22 protein-coding genes are annotated in these 21,760 nt (G+C 66.2%); 10 read left to right on the top strand and 12 right to left on the bottom strand.

All coding sequences use genetic code 11. The features are described from left to right. The first annotated feature begins 97 nt into the window (after window positions 1–97). The gene (locus tag QWU43_RS09360; protein ID WP_370917705.1) at window positions 98–1,252 is read left to right on the top strand and encodes a hypothetical protein; all 1,155 of its coding nucleotides are present in this window, start codon (window positions 98–100) and stop codon (window positions 1,250–1,252) included. Here QWU43_RS09360 and QWU43_RS09355 read toward each other — a convergent pair. The 4 genes from QWU43_RS09355 to QWU43_RS09340 are packed head-to-tail and all read right to left on the bottom strand — an operon-like array spanning window position 1,197 to window position 5,265. Next, window positions 1,197–2,564 (bottom strand): hypothetical protein, encoded by a 1,368-nt coding sequence (locus QWU43_RS09355; RefSeq protein ID WP_370917704.1) that lies wholly within the window; start codon window positions 2,562–2,564, stop codon window positions 1,197–1,199. The two genes, QWU43_RS09360 and QWU43_RS09355, sit on opposite strands and share 56 nt — an antisense overlap. After that, entirely contained in the window at window positions 2,561–3,244 is a 684-nt protein-coding gene (locus QWU43_RS09350) for an ATP-binding cassette domain-containing protein (RefSeq protein ID WP_370917703.1), read from the bottom strand. Before QWU43_RS09350 ends, QWU43_RS09355 begins: the two co-directional genes overlap by 4 nt. A 51-nt stretch (window positions 3,245–3,295) precedes the next feature. After that, window positions 3,296–3,928: a response regulator gene (locus QWU43_RS09345; protein ID WP_370917702.1), complete on the bottom strand. Its 633-nt coding sequence runs from the start codon at window positions 3,926–3,928 to the stop codon at window positions 3,296–3,298. Continuing rightward, the gene (locus QWU43_RS09340) at window positions 3,925–5,265 is read right to left on the bottom strand and encodes a sensor histidine kinase (protein ID WP_370917701.1); all 1,341 of its coding nucleotides are present in this window, start codon (window positions 5,263–5,265) and stop codon (window positions 3,925–3,927) included. The genes QWU43_RS09345 and QWU43_RS09340 overlap by 4 nt, the downstream gene beginning before the upstream one ends. A gap of 250 nt (window positions 5,266–5,515) precedes the next feature. Here QWU43_RS09340 and amn point away from each other — a divergent pair, with 250 nt between their 5' ends. Further along, complete coding sequence (gene amn, locus QWU43_RS09335) at window positions 5,516–6,955, top strand: AMP nucleosidase (RefSeq protein WP_370917700.1); 1,440 nt, start codon at window positions 5,516–5,518, stop codon at window positions 6,953–6,955. Here the strand turns inward: amn and QWU43_RS09330 are convergent, their stop codons facing one another. Then, window positions 6,956–7,288, bottom strand: coding sequence for a hypothetical protein (locus QWU43_RS09330; protein ID WP_370914792.1), 333 nt, complete (start codon window positions 7,286–7,288; stop codon window positions 6,956–6,958). A gap of 41 nt (window positions 7,289–7,329) precedes the next feature. After that, window positions 7,330–7,566, bottom strand: a complete 237-nt coding sequence (locus QWU43_RS09325; RefSeq protein WP_370914791.1) for a hypothetical protein — start codon at window positions 7,564–7,566, stop codon at window positions 7,330–7,332. Between the two features lie 70 nt (window positions 7,567–7,636). On the opposite strand from QWU43_RS09325, the gene QWU43_RS09320 reads away from it, so the two are divergent. Next, on the top strand, window positions 7,637–9,388 hold the full coding sequence (locus QWU43_RS09320; protein ID WP_370917699.1) for a gamma-glutamyltransferase family protein: 1,752 nt from the start codon (window positions 7,637–7,639) through the stop codon (window positions 9,386–9,388). Between the two features lie 371 nt (window positions 9,389–9,759). Here QWU43_RS09320 and QWU43_RS09315 read toward each other — a convergent pair whose 3' ends face one another. From QWU43_RS09315 to QWU43_RS09305, 3 genes are read right to left on the bottom strand one after another with little or no spacing between them, the layout of a single operon-like run. Next, window positions 9,760–10,545 carry a glycosyltransferase gene (locus QWU43_RS09315; protein WP_370917698.1) on the bottom strand — a complete coding sequence of 262 codons (786 nt, stop codon included), beginning with the start codon at window positions 10,543–10,545 and terminating at the stop codon, window positions 9,760–9,762. 40 nt (window positions 10,546–10,585) lie between these two features. Continuing rightward, window positions 10,586–11,161 carry a DNA-3-methyladenine glycosylase gene (locus QWU43_RS09310; RefSeq protein ID WP_370917697.1) on the bottom strand — a complete coding sequence of 192 codons (576 nt, stop codon included), beginning with the start codon at window positions 11,159–11,161 and terminating at the stop codon, window positions 10,586–10,588. Then, the gene (locus tag QWU43_RS09305) at window positions 11,158–11,640 is read right to left on the bottom strand and encodes a MarR family winged helix-turn-helix transcriptional regulator (RefSeq protein ID WP_370917696.1); all 483 of its coding nucleotides are present in this window, start codon (window positions 11,638–11,640) and stop codon (window positions 11,158–11,160) included. Before QWU43_RS09305 ends, QWU43_RS09310 begins: the two co-directional genes overlap by 4 nt. A gap of 105 nt (window positions 11,641–11,745) precedes the next feature. On the opposite strand from QWU43_RS09305, the gene QWU43_RS09300 reads away from it, so the two are divergent. From QWU43_RS09300 to QWU43_RS09285, 4 genes are all read left to right on the top strand, one after another. Next, the gene (locus tag QWU43_RS09300; RefSeq protein WP_267174107.1) at window positions 11,746–12,327 is read left to right on the top strand and encodes a nitroreductase family protein; all 582 of its coding nucleotides are present in this window, start codon (window positions 11,746–11,748) and stop codon (window positions 12,325–12,327) included. 13 nt (window positions 12,328–12,340) lie between these two features. After that, window positions 12,341–13,207 carry an EamA family transporter gene (locus QWU43_RS09295; RefSeq protein ID WP_370914787.1) on the top strand — a complete coding sequence of 289 codons (867 nt, stop codon included), beginning with the start codon at window positions 12,341–12,343 and terminating at the stop codon, window positions 13,205–13,207. 146 nt (window positions 13,208–13,353) lie between these two features. Further along, window positions 13,354–13,929 carry an HAD family hydrolase gene (locus tag QWU43_RS09290; RefSeq protein ID WP_370914786.1) on the top strand — a complete coding sequence of 192 codons (576 nt, stop codon included), beginning with the start codon at window positions 13,354–13,356 and terminating at the stop codon, window positions 13,927–13,929. Next, a complete protein-coding gene (locus QWU43_RS09285; protein ID WP_370917695.1) occupies window positions 13,917–14,462 on the top strand; it encodes a gamma carbonic anhydrase family protein in 546 nt (181 codons plus the stop codon). The genes QWU43_RS09290 and QWU43_RS09285 overlap by 13 nt, the downstream gene beginning before the upstream one ends. On the opposite strand, the gene QWU43_RS09280 is transcribed toward QWU43_RS09285, so the two are convergent. From QWU43_RS09280 to QWU43_RS09270, 3 genes are all read right to left on the bottom strand, one after another. After that, the gene (locus tag QWU43_RS09280) at window positions 14,453–15,532 is read right to left on the bottom strand and encodes a MarR family transcriptional regulator (RefSeq protein ID WP_370917694.1); all 1,080 of its coding nucleotides are present in this window, start codon (window positions 15,530–15,532) and stop codon (window positions 14,453–14,455) included. The two genes, QWU43_RS09285 and QWU43_RS09280, sit on opposite strands and share 10 nt — an antisense overlap. Window positions 15,533–15,609: 77 nt before the next feature. After that, the gene (locus QWU43_RS09275; RefSeq protein WP_370917693.1) at window positions 15,610–17,064 is read right to left on the bottom strand and encodes a phytoene desaturase family protein; all 1,455 of its coding nucleotides are present in this window, start codon (window positions 17,062–17,064) and stop codon (window positions 15,610–15,612) included. Next, window positions 17,061–17,822, bottom strand: coding sequence for an NAD-dependent deacylase (locus tag QWU43_RS09270; RefSeq protein ID WP_370917692.1), 762 nt, complete (start codon window positions 17,820–17,822; stop codon window positions 17,061–17,063). Before QWU43_RS09270 ends, QWU43_RS09275 begins: the two co-directional genes overlap by 4 nt. Before the next feature lie 71 nt (window positions 17,823–17,893). Between QWU43_RS09270 and QWU43_RS09265 the strand changes: the two genes are divergently transcribed. From QWU43_RS09265 to QWU43_RS09255, 3 genes are read left to right on the top strand one after another with little or no spacing between them, the layout of a single operon-like run. After that, entirely contained in the window at window positions 17,894–18,967 is a 1,074-nt protein-coding gene (locus QWU43_RS09265; RefSeq protein WP_370917691.1) for a TIGR00730 family Rossman fold protein, read from the top strand. Window positions 18,968–18,996: 29 nt separating this feature from the next. Continuing rightward, the gene (locus QWU43_RS09260; protein WP_370917690.1) at window positions 18,997–20,673 is read left to right on the top strand and encodes a DUF885 domain-containing protein; all 1,677 of its coding nucleotides are present in this window, start codon (window positions 18,997–18,999) and stop codon (window positions 20,671–20,673) included. Further along, window positions 20,670–21,521 (top strand): SDR family NAD(P)-dependent oxidoreductase, encoded by an 852-nt coding sequence (locus QWU43_RS09255; protein ID WP_370914779.1) that lies wholly within the window; start codon window positions 20,670–20,672, stop codon window positions 21,519–21,521. Before QWU43_RS09260 ends, QWU43_RS09255 begins: the two co-directional genes overlap by 4 nt. Window positions 21,522–21,760 lie beyond the last annotated feature (239 nt).

Here is a 21,760-nt window from a genome sequence, read left to right as displayed (position 1 = left end):
GCTGTCCCCGACTCGCTTGATCCGCCCACGACCCGCGGCCTGTCCGACGTTCCGCCCGCTCCGGAACCGATCGTCCGGTCCCACGGTCTGACGGGGCATGACCACCCGAACGGAAAAGACAACTCCCGGTGAAGCATCGGCAGCGCCCGGGTCTGCCCCGCCGTTGATCGACACGCGTCCGCTCCGGGGCGCGGCCCGGGCCCGGGTCTACGCGTCGGCCCGGAAGCACGATCTGATGTGTGCGATCCGCGGGATCTATCTTCGGTCGGACACGGTCGATGGGTCTGATGAGGCGAAGTGGCGGGCGTACGCGGTCGCTCTTCTGCACCGCTATCCGAAGGCGGTCGCGATGGCGGAGACCGCGGCGTCGCTCCACGGTTTTCCGCTGGCGGACGCGGCACGGGAGCCGAGTCTGCAGTATCCGCGCCGGACCACGTTCCCGTCGTGCGGGCGAGTTCGGTTCCGGTCGGCGCCGACGGTGGCGCGGGCTGATCGTGTCCGTGTGGAGACGGCGTGGGGGCCGGTGTGGGTGACGTCGCCGCTGCAGACGGCGATCGATGTCGCCCGGTACGGGAGCGTGGAGGATGCGCTGGTGGTGTTCGATCATTGTCTGCGGGAGCGGGTGTTCACGCTTGACGACATCGTATCCCGCCTTTTGGCCCTGGGGCCGGTGCATCGTCTCGCCCGGGTGGTCCGGGTTTTGGTGGTGGTGAATGGGGCGTCGGAGAGTCCGCGGGAGACGTTGGTCCGGTACCGGTTGTGGGTTCTGGGTTTTCCGTTGCCGCTGGTGCAGGCGACGGTTCGGGATCGGGGTGGCGTGTTCGTCGCGCGCACCGATTTCTGTTTCCCCGACCACGGGGTGGTGGTGGAGTATGACGGGCGGCCGAAGTACGGGGTGGTTGATGAGCCGGGGGAGTTCGACGGGCTGAGTGGTGATGATCTGGTGGGGGCGCGGGTCGCGAAGACGCTGCGGACGCGGGATGCGTTGATGGGGGAGCAGCGTCGCCAGCGTCGTCTGGAGGCTCTGGGTTTCCGGGTGGTGCGGGTGAATTGGGAGACGTTCCGGGGTGGGGAGTGGACGGATCACCTGCGTCGGTTGCTGGAGCTTGAGGCGCCCGCTGTTGCGTGCCGTGGTGTGCCCGCGTGGCGGCATCCGAAGGTGGTGGTGGATGCCGCGCGGGGGTCGGTGGCGTCTCTTATCGTGCGGCTGCTCGGCGTAACTCCCGGTGTGCCGATGCGGTGGACACAGTGAGCAGTAGGGTGCTGAGGGCCAGTGCCACGGGGAGGCGGGCACCGGTGGCCGTCAACGGCCAGGCGGGCATCGCAGGCAGCCAGAGTGGTGTTTCGGCCAGTACTGATCCGCCGAGTGTGACGGACAGGACCGTGAGGAACACGGTCGCGGCGATCACCGCGCCTGTCCCGGTTCGGACGCAGAGGGCGAGAGCCGCCGTGACCATGACGGCCCCGACCACTACCAGCAGTCCGATCATTCGCAGGATCTCCGGCAGTGGTGTTCCGCGCAGTGCGAGGATGGCGCCGGTCCCGAGTCCCACGGCAGCCACCAGCACGTCGAGCCAGACGATGACACCGGGGATCACCCGCCGTGTCCGGCAGACGGTGATCCGCCATGCGGGCTGCAGCGCGGACCAGGTGACCACGGCCCCGACACCACACCCCAGGGGCAGGATCAGGTGTACCGCGAGGTCCGCGGTCCACGATCCGGCGACGGCGATCAGCGCCAGCGCCGCGAGAGTGAGGGGGGTGAGTGCGGTGCGGAGCAGCGCGTGGCTCAGTGCCGCGCCTGTCGACGCCCGTCCCTTCCGCAGGTCTGCGGCGGGTTCGGCGTCCCAGGTTCCGGTGTGTGATGTGGCCACTGCGGTTGATCTGTCGGGCCGGGTGCGGGGTGTCCCGATGAGGACGTACGCGGTGGCGGTGAGGGCCGCGAACACCAGGCAGAGAACCGTGGCGGTGGCCGGGGATTCCGTGGCGAGCGGATCACCCGGGTGGAGCGGGACGGCATTGGAGCGGACACCGAGGATCGGCAGCATGAGTCGTACCGCCCACGTTGGTGGAAGGAGGATCCACAGCGGATGTTCCGCGGTCAGTGTGCCCGCGACCTGCCACACCACCGCGACCAGGAGGGCCGGGATCAGGCCGACCCATCGGCTGATCACGCCGAACATCGCGACGAGACCGGCGCCGCCGATCCAGGCGTACACCCAGGCCACCGGGAGTAGGAGAGTGCCGAAATCGCAGGCGAGCATGGCTGCCAGGATGATCAGCAGGACGATGAGGCGAGCACCCCGGACCAGGCGCGGTGACACTGGCCGGATCCCGGTCCCGCCCTCCCGGCAGGTCTTCTCCCGCTTCTCCGGAAGACCGGACAGCAGCGCCATGAGCGGTGCCGCCATGCCGGTGACGTAGAGTGCCTGCCAGGCGCCACGGCCGGCATCCGAGTAGTTGGTGAGGATTCCCAGCCCGGCGAGCGCGAAACCGAGGAGCGGAAAGTAGGCGACGGTCGTGTTCTTCGTTCGGACGAGTTCCGCCCGGATCACGCGGATCATCGGATCGCCGTGAGGTCGAGGAACCGGGACTCTAGTTCGCCGGCCGGCGCGAAGGCGTCCAGCGGGCCGGAGTATGCGGCCCGCCCGTTGTGGAGCACGGTGATGTCGTCGGCGGTGCGGGCGATCTCGCCGAGCTGGTGTGAGCTGATCAGCACGGTCCCACCGGCGTCGACGTAGCCACGCAGGAGTCCCCGCAGCGCGACGGTGCCCTCCGGATCGAGGCCGTTCTGCGGTTCGTCGAGGAGCAGGATCCGCGGCCCACCCAGCAGAGCGACGGCCAACGCCAGGCGGGATCTCATGCCGGTGGAGAAACTACGCACCTTCTTCCGACTCGTACCGGTCAGGCCCACGACCCCGAGAACCCGGTCGATCTCGGCGTCGTCGAGGCCGAGGAGCAGAGTGTGGACGCGGAGGTTGTCCCGCGCACTCAGGTGCGGGTACAGCGCCGGTCCGTTGACCGAGGCACCCACTGACGCCCGATCGACCTCCACCGTGCCGCCGGCCCGGTCCTCGAGTCCGAGGATGATCCGGAAACACGTGGATTTGCCCGCACCGTTCCGGCCGACCAGCGCGTGGATCCGGCCCCGGTCGACGGTCATGGTGAATCTGTCCAGAACCTGCTGGTTCCGGTAGCTGATGGAGATGTCGCGACACTCGATTGCCGATTCGTGGTTGCTCATGACACCAGTGAAACGTCGACTGGCCGTCGGCACATCCGTCGCGCGGGGGAATCAGAGGTGCAGCTCGTGGTCCCTGGCCCACAGTGCGAGTCCCACCCGGTCCCGGGTCCCCGTCTTCGCCAGCAGGCGGGAGATGTACGTCTTCACCGTTGCTTCCCCGATGTGTAGGTCGGCGGCGATCTCGGCGTTGGTGCGGGCCCGGGCGATTCCCGCCAGGACGTCCCGCTCGCGGTCCGTCAACGGCTCCGCGGGTGGGGTGGGTGTGTGTCCGCGGAACACCCGCAGCACATAGTCCGTGACTCCCGGGGACAGCACCGACGCTCCGGCGTCCACGCGTCGTACGGCGTCGATCAGCGCTTCCGGCCCACAGTCCTTCAGGAGGAAACCGTGCACACCCGTGGTCAGGGCGTCGCGGACCAGCTCGTGCGCGTCGAATGTCGTCAGCATCAGCACCCGGACGCCCGGGTGTCGGGCGAGGATCTCGCGCGCCACACCGATCCCGTCGACACGCGGCATCTGGATGTCCAGAACCGCGACATCGACCCGGTGTGCGGCGACCGCCTCCAGGGCCTCCGCGCCGTCGGCGGCGGTGGCGACGACCTTGATGTCCGGCCGGGTCGACAGGGTCATCTCCAGCGCCTCAACCACCAGCGGCTGATCGTCCGCGAGCAGCACCCGGATCACGGCGCCACCACCGGGAAGCTGGCCACCATCTGCGCGTGCGCCGGATCGGACACATCCACATCCAGGGTCCCGCCGAGGTGCTCCACCCGCTCGCGCACACCGGTCAACCCGGCGCCGGAATGCCGCGTCCGCCGCGGAATCGGGCCGCCGACACGACTGTCCACCACCACGTGTACCTCATCGGTGACCTCCACGGTGAGCGTCACGGTGCTGCCCGGGCCCTGGTGACGCAGCACGTTCGTCAGCGCCTCCTGCACCACCCGGCGCAGCGTCAGGCGGACAACCTGCGAGTCCGAGACCTCCCCCTCCGGCAACGATGCCTCAACCGTGAGCCCGGCGGACCTGAATTCCCCGACCATGTCCCGGATCCCGGCCATGCCCGTCACCGACGTCGGCGGGGAATCGTCACGCAACGTCCCCACGATCCCGCGCACCTCCTCGAGGGCCTCCGAGCTGACCTTCTGGATCGTCGACAGGATCTCCGCCCGCCTGTCCGTCGCCCCACCGCCGAGCATCACACCCGCCCCGGCCTGCATGTTGATCAGCGTCAGGCTGTGCGCCAGCACATCATGGATCTCCCTCGCGACACCCGCACGCTCCCGCTCGCGCGCCGCCTCCTGCTCCGCCACCAGGTGCCGCTCCGCGGTCCGCGCGCTGCGGGCCGAGACGAACACCAGGCCCAGAACCAGCCACTGAAGCGCGATCCAGCTCGCCGCCTGCACGCCGGTGGCGCGTTCGAAATGATCGGGTGTCCACCACCACAGCAGCGGGGAGAAGAAACACCAGATGGACTGAATGGCGGTGAAAACACCGGGGACGAGTAGATCGGAGCGGTACCGGGCCGTCGAGTACACCACCATCGGCACCGCGACCAGGAACGGGCTGATTCCCAGGTTCGCCGGCAGCGCCGTGAGCCAGTTCACCGTCCACGCCACGGTCAGGATCGTCAACGCGATCGCCGCCGGGACGACCCGGCTACGCCACACCGCGAACGCGGGGACGAAGAGAACCGCGAGCAGTACTTCAACCAGTGTGGACGGAGCGGGGGTGTCGGACAGGGCGACGATCAGGTGGAACACCGCCAGCGCGGCCGCCAGCGCAGCGAACACCAGGTCAAGAAGCCGGAGCCGGTTGCCGGTGGTGTCGGCGAGCTCCGGTCGGTGGGTAGATGGTGCCGGTGTGGTCCCCATGGCCGAAAGTCTAGGCGCGCCGGTGCGGGCAGTGATCTGCACGGTGCGGCGCGTCGGCGGGGTATGAGCGGTGTTCGGGCCGTCGGAAATGTCGTCGGTACGTGCGAACCCGGCGGAAGAACGGAGAAAATCCAGGCCGGTGTTCATCACTCGTGCGTGTTAACACGCACCGACGACAACCGGGGCTGGCTGTTCGCCGCAGGGCCCGCGTGTCGTCACCACGTGCAAACGTGTCGATGATGGAGGGAAACGCCTGCTCACTCGTTTCGTCAGTGGGTGTTGACACGCACCGACGACATGAAGGCGGCGCCTGGGTCGGAGAGGCTACCGGGGGACACACAGCGTGGTTACTCTGGGCGGCATGGAGACACGGTCAACGGACACGCCCACCGGATGGATGACGCATGACTCGGTCGAAGCGGCAGTCGACGACCTGATCAGGCGCTACGACGATGCTGTGGAACTCGCTTGCGAGGTTCTGAACTCCGGGGACGGAGGTGACGGAGCGGCCGGGTCGGCCGACTACAGCCGTTACACCGGCGTCGTCTACCCCAAGCTCATCGTCGAGGTGAAGTCCTGGCGCCCCATCGACCGCACCGAACCCTTCGGCTACGTCGACCGGGCGGGACGCTACGCCGCGACCATCTCCCGCCCCCGGCTCATGCGGCGTTATCTGACGGAGCAGTTGGATCGTCTGACCACCAACTATCCGTGCACAATTTCCACCGGCCCGTCGGAGGTGCGTATCCCGCCGGAGTACCTCTCCCTTCCCGCCGACTGCCCACCACCGCCGCGTGTCCACGATGACGCGGGTGTCATCCCGCGACCGAGCCTCGACGACGTGCACGATGGGATCATCGACGGGTCCTGGGACGTGTTCCAGGATTCCGAGATGCCGTTGTTCCATTTCTCACCGCAGCGTTTCGACATCGCCTGTGAACGCATCGAGCACTACACCGGCATCCGGGTCGAGGGTGTGCAGAAGTACATCCTGTTCACGAACTACGCCATGCACACCACCGAGTTCGTCCGATACGCACTGTCGGAGCTGGCGAACCCCGAATCCCGCTACACGGAGCTCCGCCTCAACGACGGTCGCGTACTCCGGCGCGGGGAGGTTGACGGCGTGGAACTGCAGACACTGCTCGGGCTGTCGTCACGCCAGATGCCGCGCTACGATCTCGCGGCCGAGGACAACACCGGCGTGACGATCATCAACATCGGGGTGGGGCCGTCCAACGCCAAGACGATCACCGACTGCCTGGCGGTTCTCCGGCCCGAGTGCTGGATCATGATCGGCCACTGCGCGGGTCTCGACGGTCGCATGCGCATCGGCGACCTCATTCTCGGCAACGCCTACCAGCGCCGGGATCACATCCTCGACGACCGGATCGGCCTCGACATCCCGATTCCCGCCGTGCCCGAGGTGCAGCGCGCGCTGGAGAAGTCGGTGAACGCGGTCTACGGCGACAATCAGTCACTCATGCGCACCGGTACGGTCATGTCGACCGACGACCGGAACTGGGAATGGCACACGCCGCGGGATCTGTGGCGGATCCTACGTGGCTCCACGGCGGTGGCCGTCGACATGGAGTCAGCGACCCTTGCCGCCAACGGATACCGCTACCGGATTCCCTACGGCACGCTGCTCAGCGTCTCCGATCTCCCGCTGCACAATGTGCCCAAGCTGCCCGCCGGTGCCCAGGCGTTCTACTCCTCATCGAAGGAGGCGCACCTCATCTGCGCGATGCGCGCCATGGAGAAACTCGCCGCCAAGCCCGAGAAACTGCACACCAGGAAACTGCGCCGCACGATCGGGGAAGTGCCGATGCGCTGATCAGCGCAGGTTGACCCCGGAGGAACCGAACAGGCCCTGTGTGACCTCGTACAGAGCACCACTGGCGACCAGGCCGAGCATGGAGGTCTGCGCCCAGGCGGGTGTGCGTCCATCGGTGGGTGGGAAGAAGATGTCGCGGATGATCGTCTCGTAGTTCGACGAGGTGTACGAGCTCAGCTCCGAAGCGGCGGTGTCGAGGATCTCCCGGGAGTCCCGGTGTTCGGGACTGCCTGGTTCCGGCGTGGGCCAGGGAGTGGCGCTGGCTGGTGCGGTGAGACCGAGAAGGAGGACTCCCGCAGTGGCGGCGGAAACGATGATTCGGCGAAGGGACATCGGTAACTCCTCAAATAGGGAACCGGATTATGGGTTCGTTTCTACCGGAGAACGACCCCGGAGGAGCCGAAGATACCCCCGGTGAGGAGGAAGAAGATCGTCCCGAGGACAGCCTGAATCTGTGCCTCCGGGCTTCCCGGGGCTGGTGCATGGCTGGAGGGGGCACTGATCTGGGAGGACAGTGCCGCGAGTGGATTGGCGGTGGCCGGAGCTGCGACTGCGGTGCTGATCGTGCAGGCGGCGATGGCGGCGGCGAGGGTACGGCGTAGCTTCATCATGTTCCTTTGGTCGCTGGTTGGATTCGTTGATAATAACAGTCTGGTAAATGGCGGAAGATACAATCCCGCTATGCCCTCACGCTCTTCGTGCTCTGCCTCCGGTGGACGTGACGCGACGACCAGTCCGGAGATCTCGACCGGTTACCGCGACGGAATGGTGGAGGTTCTCACTGATTCCTATGCGGTGTCGACGGCGAATTGTTACGCCACGGACGCCGCGGTGGGGGTACTGGCGGATGGTGGTTCAGCTCTTGATGCCGCTGTCGCCGCCCAATTCATGCTCGGCCTCACCGAACCGCAGTCCTCCGGCATCGGTGGTGGCTGCTACCTGCTGCACTTCGATGCAGCAAGTGGGAAGGTCACGGCGTTCGACGGTCGGGAGACCGCACCCGCTGCGGCAACCGGGACCTATTTGACCAGAATCGGTGCCGACGATCCCCGGCCCCCGGTACCGGATGCCCTGCGTTCGGGGCGCTCCATCGGTATCCCGGGTGCCGTTACCGCACTCGAACTGGCACACCGGAAATTCGGGCGTACGGACTGGGCGGAGTTGATCGCCCCGGCGATTACGCGAGCAAGGAAGGGTTTCCCGATCAGTCACCGCCTCTGGGCGTCGATCGATGACGCCAAGGTCGACCTCTCCCGCTGCCCCGACGCTGCCCGCTACTTCCTCGATGACGCGGGCCAAGCGAAAACGGAGGGGACCGTACTCACCAATCCCGACTATGCACGAACGTGTGCGTTCATCGCGGAACACGGGGCAGAGGCGCTGCACACCGGGGAGCTCGCGGAGGCGATCGTGGAGCGGGTGGGACGGGCGTCGACAAGCGTGACACCAGGACTCATGACCCTCGCCGACCTTGCCGAATACCGGGCGATCGAATGTGAGCCACTGTGGTCGACGTACCGGGGGTTGCGTCTCGCCGGGATGCCGCCATCCTCTTCCGGTGGTATCACGGTTGCCGCAATCCTCGGGATGCTCGAACACTACGATCTCGCGGGCCTACGCCCCGACGGGGTGCCCCAGCCCGACCTCGTCCATCTCATCAGTGAGGTCGAGCGCCTGGCCTACGCGGACCGGGACACGTTCATCGCCGACGGATATCCACTGCCCGACATGCTTGATCGTGACTACCTGAGGGAACGTGCCGCACTCATCGACCCGGACCGGACCATGGGCACCGCTGAACCCGGTCTCCCCACGAACGGACTTGCCGCCGGACGTGATCTGCCCGAGTACGGGACCAGCCAGGTCAGTGTCATCGACGCCGCAGGCAACGCCGTCAGCCTCACCACGAGTATCGAGATCGGATTCGGGTCCTTCCACATGGTGCGCGGGTTCCTCCTGAACAACACTCTGACCGACTTCTCCGCCGAACCCGCTGACATCCACGGGCGTCCCGTGGCTAACCGCGTGGAACCCGGCAAACGGCCGCGCTCATCGATGGCGCCGACCCTCGTGTTCGACGGCCCCGATCTGCGGGCCGTGGTCGGGGCGCCGGGTGGCGCGGTGATCATTCAGTACGTGGTGAAGATCCTCATCGCCCTCATCGACTGGGGCTTCGATGCCCAGCAGGCGGTGGATGCCCCGAACTTCGGGGCGCGGAACACCCGCGTCACGGGTGTTGGTGGTGAACATCCCCTGATCGGCTCGGCGGAGGACGGTACGGCCCAGGCGCTTGTCGACGACCTGGTGACCCGAGGCCACCGCGTGCAGCTCGCCGACCAACCGAGCGGTGCCGCCGTGCTTGCAGTACGACCCGACGGGCGGATCAGTGGTGGGGCTGATCCGCGACGTGAAGGGACCGTCGGCGGAGAGTAATCCCTCCTGGCCGGAGGTAGGGGCGTTTTCTCACTGGTGCGTGTTAACACGTACTGGCAACGGGTCCATCCAGGGTTTTTCGGCTGTGCGGGTCGTCTTTGCACGTGGTGACGAAGATCCTGGATCACGGGCTGGGTGCGGGGTGGTGGCACTGCCGGTAGTGGACCTGTAGATCGTCAGTGCGTGTTAACACGCACTGGTGGAGCAGGCGACCTGGGTTTTCCTGTCTGCGCGATGATGTTTGCACGCAGTGACGACGCATGGAGGCCCCTAGAACCGGGGTGTGCCACGTCAGTGGTGGGACAGTGGTTAGTTCGGGTGCCCCATCCCGGGTGGGGTTTGTCGACGTCCGCCCGGTTCGTCAAGGGCATTCAGCGCCCGAACAACCTCCGCCAGAACCCTTTCCGGGGCAGGCCCTGCTCGTCGAGGGTGTCGCGGACTCTCCGACTCGCGGCCCGCCTGTCTGCGCGGCTCGGCTCGGGGCCGGTGCTGATGTCGATGCGCTGCCAGGTCAGGGGGGTGGGTAGGTTGCGGACCCGGGCGCCCGCCCCGATCATGCGGACCCACAGATCCCGGTCGGCTTCGTGGCCGCCACCACGGTATCCACCGGCGTTGCGCATGGTGGCGGTACGGGCCATGGCGGTGCCTTCGATGACTGGGCTGCGTCGTTCGAGGCGCCGGGTGGCTTCTGTGTGTGAGCTGGGCATTGTCCGGACGGAGAGGTTGGCGCCGAGGAGACTGACGGGGTCGGTGGCGTCGGTGGTGTGGTCGAGTTCCATGACGGCGGTGCCGAGGATGTCGACGCGTCGTTGATGGAAGGTGTCGAGTTGGCGGCGGAGTCGGTCGGGGTGGGGGATGTCGCCGGGGTTGATGCGTGCGGTGTATTCGGTGGTGACGTGGGCGAGGCCGGTGTTGAGTGCGGCGGCGGGGTCAGGTTCGTCGGCGACGGTGTAGAGGATGCCCATGCTATGTGCTTCGGGGGAGGTGAGTTGCTTCTCGACGCTGGGGTGGAGGCGGGCGTCTGCGGCGACGATGATGTGGGTGGGGCGCAGGGACTGCTTGGTGAGGCTGGCGAGTGTGGTGCTGATCAGGTCGGCGGGCGTGGTGGTGGATACGCCCATGAGCACGGTGACGGCTTCGGGTTGCAGTTGCTCCATGCCCGGATACTAACGTGGATCGTGTGGTATTCGATGTAGGTCAGTGTCGCGCGCGTCCGCGGGGGTTGGTGACGGTGGGGTCGCCGGGGATGTAGAAGCGTAGGGGCACGTCGGTGTTGCGGGTGATGCCGATCCGGGGGCCGGTTGTCCAGTGTGGCTCGTGGACGCGGTCTTTCAGGACGAAGCTGTCGATCCCGGAGCTGGAGACGGGGGAGTGGTTGTGGTCGATGTGGAGAGCGAGTACCCGACCGAGGTTGCCGGGTCCCTGGGCGAGGCGGGTGTCGGGGATCGTCGGGCCGCGCCGGGCACGCGCGGTGTCTTGGCCGTCGATGACCTCGCCGGCGCGGAGGAGTATTCCGCCGCTGCCACCGGGTGGGTGGCAGACGATGTTGCCGGCCCGGTGGATGCCGTAGGAGATGTATACGTACATGCGGCCGGGTGGGCCGAACATTGCGGCGTTGCGCGGTGTCTTCCCGCAGCGGGCGTGGGAGGCTGCATCCTGTTCTCCCAGGTAGGCTTCTACTTCGGTGAGTCGGATGGTGACGCCTGCGTGGGTGAGGGTGCAGCCGAGGAGCAGTGGGGCGACGTGGTCGGCGGGCTGTGCGAAGTCGATCATTCGGTGTGGGCCGCGAGTGCTTTGCGGAGCAGGTGGACAAGTGTTGCCTGTTCGTCGTCGGTGAGTCCGGCGAGGGTGTTGCGGCAGGTGTCTAGGTGGGTGGGGAGGACGGTGTCGACGAGTTTGCGTCCGGTGTCGGTGAGTGTGATGCGGACGCAGCGGCGGTTGTCGGGGTCGGTGCAGCGGGTGAGTAGGCCAGCGGTTTCGAGTTTGTCGATGCGGTTGGTCATCGCCGAGCCGGAGATCATGGAGTTGGTGCAGAGTTCACCGGCCGTGAGTGCTCGATCAGTGCGGCGGAGTGTGGCGAGGACGTCGAACTGCCATCGTTCGAGGTTGAACTGGGTGAGGTTGTCGGTGACACGGTCGCTGACGGCCCGGGCGAGGCGTTGGAGTCGGGCAGGAATTTGCATCGGTGCGGGGTCGAGGTCGGGGCGGGTGGTGCGCCATTGGTCGATGATTTGGTCGATGTGGTCGGCCATTGCCATCCCCTTACTGTTTGACGCCGAAGTGTTTGACATGAATCTTACATGAGGTTAGTCTGGCGTCGAACACTTCGATATCGAATAATTAACTCAGGAGTCACCATGTCCCGCACCGTCGCCGACGCCATCGCCACCCGCCGCGCCGTCCGAAACTACCTTCCCGATGACATCTCAGTGGAGGTTCTCGACCGCGTCGTCCACCAGGCCCTCGAAGCCCCGAGTGCGTTCAACGCCCAGGCGCGTGATCTCGTCGTCATCCGGGACCCGGAGATTCGGCAGGCGCTCGTCGACGCCTCCGGTCAGCGCCAGTTCATCAACGCTCCGGTTGTCCTTGTGGCTGTTGGGCGTGTCGAGGTCTTGCCGGAGGATGCCGAGGAGATCCTCTCCGGTCAGGCGCGCGCCATGGTTAAGAAGTTCAACAGTCTCAAGACCCCGCAGGAACTGCGGGAGGCAGCGCTGCGGGATGCGATGCTCGTCGCCGGGTTTGCACTCGTCGCCGCCGCCGGTGAAGGTTTGGCCACCAGCCCGACAACAGGGTGGGATGAGGAGAAGGTGAAGGAGGCCATCGGTATCGGCGGTCGGGACGACCGGGTCATCGCGCTGGTCATCGCCATGGGATACGGTGCGGACGCTCCCGAGCATCCGGGTCGTCACGCCTCGCGTCGGGTCAACGAACGGTACTAGAAGATAACTGGTTATGAATCTCCTCCTCACGGCCATCACCCCGTTTACCTGGGGAACCACCTATATCGTCACCACCGAACTGCTCCCGGACGACCGTCCAATCCTCGCGGGTGTGATGCGTGCCCTGCCCGCCGGTCTGATTCTGCTCGCCTGGTTCCGAGTGCTGCCGAAGGGCATCTGGTGGATCAAAGCCATCGTGCTCGGCGTGGTGAACATTGGGGCGTTCTTCGCCCTCCTCTTCCTCACGGCCTATCTGCTGCCCGGTGGAATCGCTGCGGTGCTGACCAGCGCTGCGCCGCTGGTGGTGATGGGTCTGAGCCCCGTGTTGTTGGGATCGAAGGTGTACAAGGCGCAGATCGGGGCCGGACTCGTGGCGGTCGCGGGGGTTGCGGCGCTCGTGGTCTCCCCGGGGACGGCACTGAACATGGAGGGGGTTCTTGCCGCGGGGGCGGCCACGGTGTGCACAGGCACGGGTCTGGTGCTAGCTAAGCGGTGGGGTCGGCCAGAGGGGGTGCCGCAGTTGGCGGTGACGGGTTGGCAGCTCACGTTCGGTGGCCTGGCCCTGACCCCTCTGTTGTTGTTCGAGGGCCTGCCCGATCATCTGACGGGAACCAATATCGCCGGTTACATGTATCTGACGGTCGTCGGTGCGCTCATCGCCTACGGGCTCTGGTTCCGGGGACTGGCGCTTCTCGACGCCGTGAGTGTTTCCCTGCTCAGTGTGATCAGTCCGCTGACCGCGACGGTGCTGGGGGTGCTGTTCAACGGAGAACGCTTCACGGTTGTACAGGGTGTGGGATCGGTGGCGGTTGTCGGTGCGGTCATCGTTGCGCAGGTTGTCGGGGCACGGGCCCGGAAACGGGAAGCGGTGGCTGCGTGAAGGTGGCGGGTGGGTAACTAGGCAAGTTATCTAGTTGCATAGTGGTTGTTGAGGTCTGTTGCAGGAGCGGGGTCTGATTGTGCCCACTACCGAGAACCCGAATAGCCCGAAGCGCGCCTACCGTTTGCGGCGGTAGATTGGCGTGCGTGCAGACGTATCTCTTTGATCTCTATGGTGTCCTGTTGACCACGCAGACCGATGCCCACTTGCGTGCCATCGAGGATGCTGTGGGTACGGATGACCGACTGTGGCCGGTGTACTGGGAGTTGCGGGGGCCGCTTGATGCGGGTGAGTTGACGCCGGAGGAGTACTGGGAGCGGATCCGGGTGACGCTCGAGTTGCCGCCGTTCGACGTTGACGCGGTGGTGGAGGCAGACATTGCCAGTTGGTTGGACGAGGACGCCGACGCGGTGGCGTATGTGGGGGAGCTGATCGACGCTGGGCACCGGGTTGGCCTGCTGAGCAACATCCCGACGTTTCTCGCGGAACGGGTCCGTGCGCGGCACACGTGGCTGGAGCGTTTCGATGCGGTGACGATGTCCTGTGACATCGGTGTCGCGAAGCCCGATCCCGGTGCGTACCGGGCGGCGTGCGTTGCGCTCGGTGTGGAGCCGGGCGAGGTCCTGTTCTTTGACGACAATCCGGTGAATGTGGCGGCCGCCCGGGAGTTCGGGATGCGGGCGGTGGAGGTCACGGGCAGACTGGTGGAATGGAACCACTGATTCTTTCGTTCAACGGCGTCGCGCCGCGTATCCACGCCTCGGCGTTCATCGCGCCGAACGCCACCATTATCGGAGATGTGGTGATCGGCCCTGATTCGTCGGTGTTCTACGGTTGTGTGCTGCGTGGTGACGTCAATGCGATCCGGATCGGTGCACGGACGAATATCCAGGACAACTGTGTCATGCACGTCGACGCGGATGCGCCGTGCACCCTGGGTGATGATGTGACCGCAGGTCACATGGCTCTTTTGCATGGTACGACGGTGGGGGATGGGACGCTGGTGGGGATGAAGGCTGCCTTGTTGTCGCGTTCGCGGGTGGGTGCGGGGTCGCTTGTCGCGGCCGGTGCCGTTGTGCTCGAGGGCCAGGAGATCCCGGACCGGTCGCTGGCAGCCGGTGTCCCGGCGAAGGTCCGCCGGGAGCTGTCGGAGGAGCAGTCCAGGTCCTTCATCCCGCACGCGGGCCGCTACATCGACATTGCGCGCGGGCAGTCGGATCAGCGGCTGCATCTCGATGAGGTGCGTTACCTCTGAGCATGGCTGGCGAGTGTGGTGCGGACCGCGGTCGGGTCGGAGAGCAACCGGTCGAGTGCCACTGCTCGCGCCGCTGCACGGGACAGGGTCACGGTGTCGGGAATGATCCGAATCGCCACATTTTTGTTGACGGAGGGGTTGACCGTTGCTGCGAGTTCCCGGTATCCACCCGGGTCGATCGTGAAACCTGGGCCCGCGAGTACGACGGTTCCGGAACCGGTGTCCCGGGTGAGCCGTGCGACGGTCTTGCCGAGGTCGTGCGCCCGGGTGTCGAGAAGCGAGCGGAGTTCCTGAGGCTGGGGTGATGTTGACGGGAGCAGTCCTTTGTAGCCGAGACTTCCGTCGGCGGTGGTTATTCCCGCTGCGGCGAGTCGGTGGGCGAGAGCTTTCGCGCCGAGCGTGTAGTCGACGGGGTGGGTGCGTACTCCACTGTCGTCGGCAACTGCCACTGTGAGTCCGTGATCGAGATGAATGATGAGGATGGGATCGGCGGTGGTTTCCGTGGTGTGGAGTTCCGCCGCGGCGAGTGCGGCGGTGAGTTCCCCGATGGTGACCGGTACGCCGAACTCGGCGGTGAGACGTTCGGCGAGGGTTCCGTCCTCCGGGGACTCGGTGGCGACACCGATGTCTGCGAGGGGGAATGTCATCCCGGACAGTAGTCGGTGGATACCTGCGATGAGATGTTCAGTGGTGTCCTCGGGGTCCTGGCCTGCACACACCGCGGTCTCCCGGAGTACTCGTCCACGGGTGTCGAAGAAACTCAGGAGGGTTCCGCTGTCGATACCTGTCGTTATTCCGATATGGACCCACGGGGAGGGTGCCATTTCCAGGGGGATGCGCGGACGCCCGGGGCCAGTCGCCTGTACGAGGTCAGGACGTTCACGGATGAGTCCTGCTCCGATGAGACTCGTGACGGCGCGGGTCACTGTGGGTTGGGAGAGTCCGGTCGCGGAGACGAGGTCGCCGCGGATCAGTAGTCGGCCACGCATCATATGGTGCAGGCAGCGTGCCGTCGGTATGGTTGGGCGACGGAATACCGGGGTGTGCGTTGATACAGCCAGACCACTCATGGGCGCGAGTCTATAAAAGACAGACTGAACTGTCTAATAAACCCCCTTTTTCACCGGACTAATATAGACAGATTAGTCTATATTAGTCCGGTCCATTGCGCCGCTCGTCGGGCGGCAGCGACACCGGCCATCCCGTGCACCCCACCTCCAGGGGGTGTGGACGCGGACCCGAGGAAAACCCCCGCGACACCGGTGTCGTAGGGACGGCGGAGAACCGGACGTGCGATCATCTGCCGTGGCGAATTCGCACCCCCCGCGACATCTCCACCCACGTAGTTAGGGTTGTACAACTCCAGATCCGAGACATTCCGCGTCGACACACCGACTATCCGATCCCGCACACCGGGGGCGTGATCCGCGATCCGGGAGATCACCGCCTCTGTGGCGTCACCCCGATAGCCGGAGGGGACGTGCGCGTACGCCCACACGGGGTGCAACCATTCACCGTCCACCCGCACCGACCGCGACGGGTCGGCCAGATACTGCTGACCGATCAGCACGAAGGGACGTTCCACCGCACGACCCGCAGCGGTGGCCCATTCGGCGGCGGCGATCTCCGCAGCGGTCCCGCCCAGATGCAGGGTTCCAGCGCGATGAGCATCCGGATTGATCCACGGCACCCCGCCGCGCACGGCGAGATCCACCCGAAACGCCGCAGCTCCGTGTCGAAAACGCCGGTAACGTCGGCGCCTCCGGACGGGTTGCAACCCGGCAAGCAGGCCAGCGGCCCGGGCCGGAGTCGTCGTCAACACCACGACGTCGCCCGCAGAGGCTCCCCGATAACCGAACTCTGCCAGATCACCCAACCGGCGCACCGTCACGCCCGTGTGCACCGTGCCGTGAAATTCCCGCACATAGTCGGCTAGTGCCTCCGTCAACCTTCCTGAACCACCGGCAACCACCGGCCAGCCCCAGGTTTGTGCCGTCATCCCCATCATCAGGCCGACTGCGGAGGTCAACGGTCGGTCTATCCGGCTGAATGCGTGCGCGGACAAACCGGCGAACAACGCCGCCGCCCGGGTCTCTCCGCCGAGAAACCCACCGATTACCGTGGCCGGGGGAACCGCCCGCGCACCGAACCGCGGACCCATCACCGTGTGCCTTCCGAGCGCCCGTGGCAGGGGGGTCAACGTCAGATCAGCGATAGCGTCCGCGTGCCGCACCAGCGGGGCGAACAGCCTCCGCCACCGACGGCCCTCTCGCCCGCCGAGTCCCGCGACCGTCGCCTCCAAGCTCCGGTGCAGGACCACGGCATCCCCACCCGACAATGGATGTACCAACGGGACCTCGGGATGAACCAGCTTTACATCCAGCTCAAGGGTGTGGAAGAACGGTGAGGCGGCGAGTAGTGGGTGCACCGCCGCACAATCATCGTGGATCATGCCTGGGACAAGCCGCTCGGAGCTCCGGCAACCGCCACCGATCTCGGCGGCACCCTCCAGCACCGTCACCCGGAATCCCGCGCGCGCCAGCTCGATCGCGGCGGCCAACCCGTTCGGGCCAGACCCGACCACGAACGCCCTCGCACTCACGGGATTCCCCGGGTACGGACGGCGTCGACGAGCAACGGTAGGCCCCGCGCCGCGGTCGTCAACCAACTCACATCGGCGAACCGGGTCAGCTCCGTCGGTGCCGGGGTGATCTCCAGGACCGGGACATCCGCCTCCACCGCCAGCAACGGCAGCGAAGCCGCCGGCTGCACCACGCCTGACGTCCCCACGATCACCACCAGATCCGCACCCGCCATCGCCTCGGCGGCACGCTCCCACTCCACGGTGGGCAACGCCTCGCTGAACCACACGACCCCCGGTCGCACCACCGCACCGCACCGCGGACAGGAGGGAGGAGTCATCCGTGGCTCACGCACTGCGGGGAAAACATCGACCTCGAACGGGGCCGCGCACTCCGTGCACCGGAACTCGAAGAGGCTGCCGTGAAGGTGCACGACGTTCTCACTTCCGGCCCGCTCGTGCAGGTCATCGATGTTCTGCGTCACCACCGTCACAGAACGCAGCCGACCCCACTCCGAGACCGCTCGGTGACCGGCATTCGGCTCGGCAGTCCGCGCCAGATGCGCCCGCCACAGATACCAGGACCACATCGGTTCCGGATCTCGGAGCCACGCGTCGATGCTCGCCATCGCCTCCGGGTCGACCCGCTCCCACAGACCGGACTCGTCGTTGCGGTACGTATCCAGGCCCGACTCCGCGCTCATCCCCGCTCCCGTGAACACCACGACACGAGCGGCGTCACGCGCCAGCGTCACTGCTGCATCCTCGGGACCATTCACAGCCCCAGCGTACGACCGTGATCGAAGCGTGCACAAGGATACCCAGGCTCCACTGCTGCTAGTCTGAGCGCATGACTGCACACGCCTCCAACAGTCCTGTGACTCTGCGGCCCATGACCGTCGACGACCACTCTCTCCGTGAGTGGGCGACGATCCACAATATCGGTGCGGAGGCGGACACCACCGACGAACGACTATCCCCGTACCTGCAGTTCACCCCCCAACGAGGCGACATCGGCATGGTCGCTGAGATGCCCGATCCGGTCACCGGGGAACGGCGCACTGCGGGTGTCGTCTGGGCCGCCTTCATCCGCTCCCACGGCTACGTCGCGCCGGAGATGCCCGAACTCTCCGTCAGCGTTGACGATGACTTCCAGGGAGCCGGTATCGGTACCACCCTTATCAGCGCTGTCGTCGAACACGGCCGCAATGTCGGTTGGCCCGGTATCTCCCTCTACGTCGAGCACGACAATCCCGCGCGGCGTCTTTACGCACGCCTCGGCTTCGAGTCCCTCGCTTGTGACAACTGCCCCGGGACGATGGTCATGCACCTCACTCCGCCGATCCATCGGGCCGCCGTCTACTGCGGCTCGGCCCCCGGTGCCCGTACCGAGTACGCTCACGCAGCCAAGACCATCGGACGTGCTCTCGCGGAACGGGATATCGACCTCGTGTACGGCGGTGGTGATGTCGGACTCATGGGGGTTGTCGCGGACGCTGTTATCGAGGCGGGGGGAAAGGCCATCGGTGTGATGCCCCGTTCCCTCGTCGAACTGGAGATCGCGCACGCCGGACTCTCATCACTTGAAGTAGTCGAGACGATGGCTGAACGAAAAACCCGCATGGAGGAACTCGCCGACGCGTTCATCGTCCTGCCTGGCGGTGCCGGAACCCTTGAGGAACTGTTCCAGGTGTTTACCCGCCAGCAGCTCGTCCCGGGTACCGGCCCCATCGTCTTGTTCAATGCTGATGACTACTGGAGCCCACTTGTTAACGCCCTGGAGCGGATGTCCACTGAAGGTTTCATCGAACACCGTTATCTCGACTCGCTCATCGTCACCGATGATCCCGATGAACTCTTCGGGAGACTCGCGGAATGGCGTGCCCCCGGTACCAAGTGGGAGAACCGCGAGCTCTGCGGCTGACCAGTCCGGCGTCGCTACACTGGAATGGTATGAGCTCAGAGAACTTCCGGCCCCCATCCCGTCTCGACCTCGCCTGCGAGACTTTTGTCCATGATCTCGCTGCGTTGTCCCCGCTGTCCGCGACGGAATGGGGGTTCACCGAATATAACGGTGAGATGGAGGACTTCTCCCCTGAGCACCACGACGCCATCGCCGAACGCTCCCGACGGATGCTCCACGAGGTCAACATCCTCGAGAAGACCGCCGCCGGTGACGGGGATGTCGACTTCGACGATATAGACCGCGTCACCGCCGCCGTCCTGCGAGACCGCCTCGGTCTGCGGCTCGAACTCTACGAGGCAGGCGAGGACATACGCCAGCTTGACAACATTGCGTCCCCGGTCCAGAGGATCCGCGATACCTTCAGCATCATGCCGATTGACAGCCCTGATGCTCGTGCGGCCGTCATTTCCCGGCTCGGTCACGTCCCCCGCGCGCTCGACGGTCACCGCGCCTCCCTCCTGCTCGCAGCAGAGCGTGGGCACGTTGCCGCCCGCCGCCAGGTCAAACAGGTCATCACCCAGTGCGAGGACCTCGCCGGCCCCGATTCCGCGCTCAACGGCATCGGGATCGACACCAACCAGGCGGAGCTCGTCCGTGCCCGTGACGCCTTCGGGGTCATGGCGACCTGGTTGCGCGACACTCTCCTGCCGCAGGCCTCCGTCGAGGATGGCGTCGGGCGTGAGCGCTACGAGCGTTTCTCCCGCGAATTCGTCGGTACCACCGTCGACCTCGACGAAGCCTACGAATGGGGACTGACCCGACTCGCCGAGGTCATCGCCGAGCAGGAGGCCATCGCTGTCGAGTGCTTCGGCGAGGGCACCACCGTCGAGGAGGCGATGGGCCGCTTCAACGCCGACGAACGCTACCGGCTTGACGGCGTCGACGCACTGAAGGAATGGATGCAGGCCACCGCGGACCAGGCGATCACTGATCTCCACGGAACCGCCTTCACCATTCCCGAACCGGTGCGCACCATCGAATGCTGCATCGACCCCGCCGGGACAGGCGGCATCTTCTACACCCCGCCCAGCAGCGACTTCACCCGACCCGGGCGCATGTGGTGGTCCGTACCCAGGGGCGAGACGGTGTTCCACACCTGGCAGGAACTCACCACCGTCTTCCATGAGGGTGTGCCCGGCCACCACCTCCAGATCGGCCAGACCCTCTGTGAATCCGACAACCTCAACCTCTGGCGCCGCGTCGCCTGCTGGAACTCCGGGCACGGCGAGGGCTGGGCGCTCTACGCCGAACAACTCATGGCCGACCTCGGCCACCACGAAGACCCCGCCACCCGCATGGGGCTCCTCGACGGTCAGCGGCTGCGGGCCGCCCGCGTCGTCCTCGACATCGGCGTCCACCTCGGCAAAACCAACCCCGACGGCGGGACATGGGACGCCGAGTACGCGGCGTCGTTCCTGCGCGCCAACTCCGCCATGGCGGGCCCCAACCTCGACTTCGAGCTCAACCGCTACCTCGGCTGGCCCGGCCAGGCCCCGTCCTACGCCCTCGGCCAGCGCCTCTGGCAGCAGCTCCGCGACGAGGCCCTCGACCGTGGCATGACCCTCCCGCAGTTCCACGCCGAAGCCCTCGCTCTCGGCTCGATACCCATGGGTATCCTGCGCGACTGCGTGCTCGACGCTCTCGACGGGGGCGTGAACCGATGAGCCGACCTCCCCTCGTCGAGGTACCCCGCACCATCGTTGTCACCGGAGCCAGTGATGGCATCGGGGCGGCCGCCGCCCGGAAACTAGCCGATCTCGGGCACCGCGTCATCGTCGTAGGCCGGAACCCTGCCAAGACCCGGTTCGTCGCCACCGCGATCGGTGCGCCCCACTTCACCGCTGATTTCTCATCCCTGGACGAGGTCCGTGAACTCGCCGACGGAATCAGCCGGATCGCTCCGCGCATCGACGTTCTGGCGAACAACGCGGGCGGAGTCTTCGGACCGGAGCGCACGGTCACCGGGAACGGCAACGAACTCACCCTCCAGGTCAACCACCTGGCGCCGTTCCTGCTCACCGAACTGCTCGCCGACAACCTCGCCGCCGGACTCGGGTACGTCGTCGGGACAGCCTCGATCGCCGCGAAGTACTACGGAAAACTCGACGTGAACGATCTCGACAACGCCGACGGGCCCTGGGACCCGATGAAGGCCTACGGCGACTCGAAGATGATGAACATCATCCACGCCCGTGAACTGTCCCGCCGCCACGCCGACCGGGGCATCTACGGCGTCTCCTTCCACCCCGGCGTCATCGCCTCGAACTTCGGCTCCGGGACCGGGGGACGCCTCGAGTTCTTCTACACCAACCCGCTGATCCGCATGGCGTTGAGCAGCTCCGACAAGGGGGCCGATCGCCTCGTCCGGTTGGCCACCGGAACCGTCGGCGTCGACTTCATCCCCGGTGGGTACTACATCGGAAAGAAGAAGGGACCGGACTATCCCGGCAGTTGCGATCAGGAGATCGCCCGGCGACTCTGGGAGGAATCCGCCCACCGCGTCGGGCTGTGACCGGGGTTGAGACTGGACACATCCCGGGCAAACGCCCGCCGGATGGATCCACAGGGTCTCCGTCGGGGCCCGTCGTGGCGGCGGCCGGACGGGATCCAGGAGGGGACCACGGACCACAACTGATGGAACATTGCGACGACTTCGGACGAACGGCGTTCCCGTGGTCAGGTTCGTGGCATCGCTTCCGCGCCCATCTCATGCGTCACTGTGCCGTGCTCAACTGTGCACCGGGACAGAGT

The sequence above is a fragment of the Corynebacterium sp. CCM 9204 genome (assembly GCF_041357695.1).
GTDB lineage: Bacteria > Actinomycetota > Actinomycetes > Mycobacteriales > Mycobacteriaceae > Corynebacterium.
This window is presented reverse-complemented; position numbering and strand designations above follow the sequence as displayed.

Coding starts and splice junctions, on each gene's coding strand:
- QWU43_RS09360 (WP_370917705.1), top strand. CDS start 98: ATGACCACCCGAACGGAAAAGACAACTCCCGGTGAAGCATCGGCAGCG.
- QWU43_RS09355 (WP_370917704.1), bottom strand. CDS start 2,564: ATGATCCGCGTGATCCGGGCGGAACTCGTCCGAACGAAGAACACGACC.
- QWU43_RS09350 (WP_370917703.1), bottom strand. CDS start 3,244: ATGAGCAACCACGAATCGGCAATCGAGTGTCGCGACATCTCCATCAGC.
- QWU43_RS09340 (WP_370917701.1), bottom strand. CDS start 5,265: ATGAACACCGGCCTGGATTTTCTCCGTTCTTCCGCCGGGTTCGCACGT.
- amn (WP_370917700.1), top strand. CDS start 5,516: ATGACGCATGACTCGGTCGAAGCGGCAGTCGACGACCTGATCAGGCGC.
- QWU43_RS09330 (WP_370914792.1), bottom strand. CDS start 7,288: ATGTCCCTTCGCCGAATCATCGTTTCCGCCGCCACTGCGGGAGTCCTC.
- QWU43_RS09325 (WP_370914791.1), bottom strand. CDS start 7,566: ATGATGAAGCTACGCCGTACCCTCGCCGCCGCCATCGCCGCCTGCACG.
- QWU43_RS09320 (WP_370917699.1), top strand. CDS start 7,637: ATGCCCTCACGCTCTTCGTGCTCTGCCTCCGGTGGACGTGACGCGACG.
- QWU43_RS09315 (WP_370917698.1), bottom strand. CDS start 10,545: ATGGAGCAACTGCAACCCGAAGCCGTCACCGTGCTCATGGGCGTATCC.
- QWU43_RS09310 (WP_370917697.1), bottom strand. CDS start 11,161: ATGATCGACTTCGCACAGCCCGCCGACCACGTCGCCCCACTGCTCCTC.
- QWU43_RS09305 (WP_370917696.1), bottom strand. CDS start 11,640: ATGGCCGACCACATCGACCAAATCATCGACCAATGGCGCACCACCCGC.
- QWU43_RS09300 (WP_267174107.1), top strand. CDS start 11,746: ATGTCCCGCACCGTCGCCGACGCCATCGCCACCCGCCGCGCCGTCCGA.
- QWU43_RS09295 (WP_370914787.1), top strand. CDS start 12,341: ATGAATCTCCTCCTCACGGCCATCACCCCGTTTACCTGGGGAACCACC.
- QWU43_RS09285 (WP_370917695.1), top strand. CDS start 13,917: ATGGAACCACTGATTCTTTCGTTCAACGGCGTCGCGCCGCGTATCCAC.
- QWU43_RS09280 (WP_370917694.1), bottom strand. CDS start 15,532: ATGAGTGGTCTGGCTGTATCAACGCACACCCCGGTATTCCGTCGCCCA.
- QWU43_RS09265 (WP_370917691.1), top strand. CDS start 17,894: ATGACTGCACACGCCTCCAACAGTCCTGTGACTCTGCGGCCCATGACC.
- QWU43_RS09260 (WP_370917690.1), top strand. CDS start 18,997: ATGAGCTCAGAGAACTTCCGGCCCCCATCCCGTCTCGACCTCGCCTGC.
- QWU43_RS09255 (WP_370914779.1), top strand. CDS start 20,670: ATGAGCCGACCTCCCCTCGTCGAGGTACCCCGCACCATCGTTGTCACC.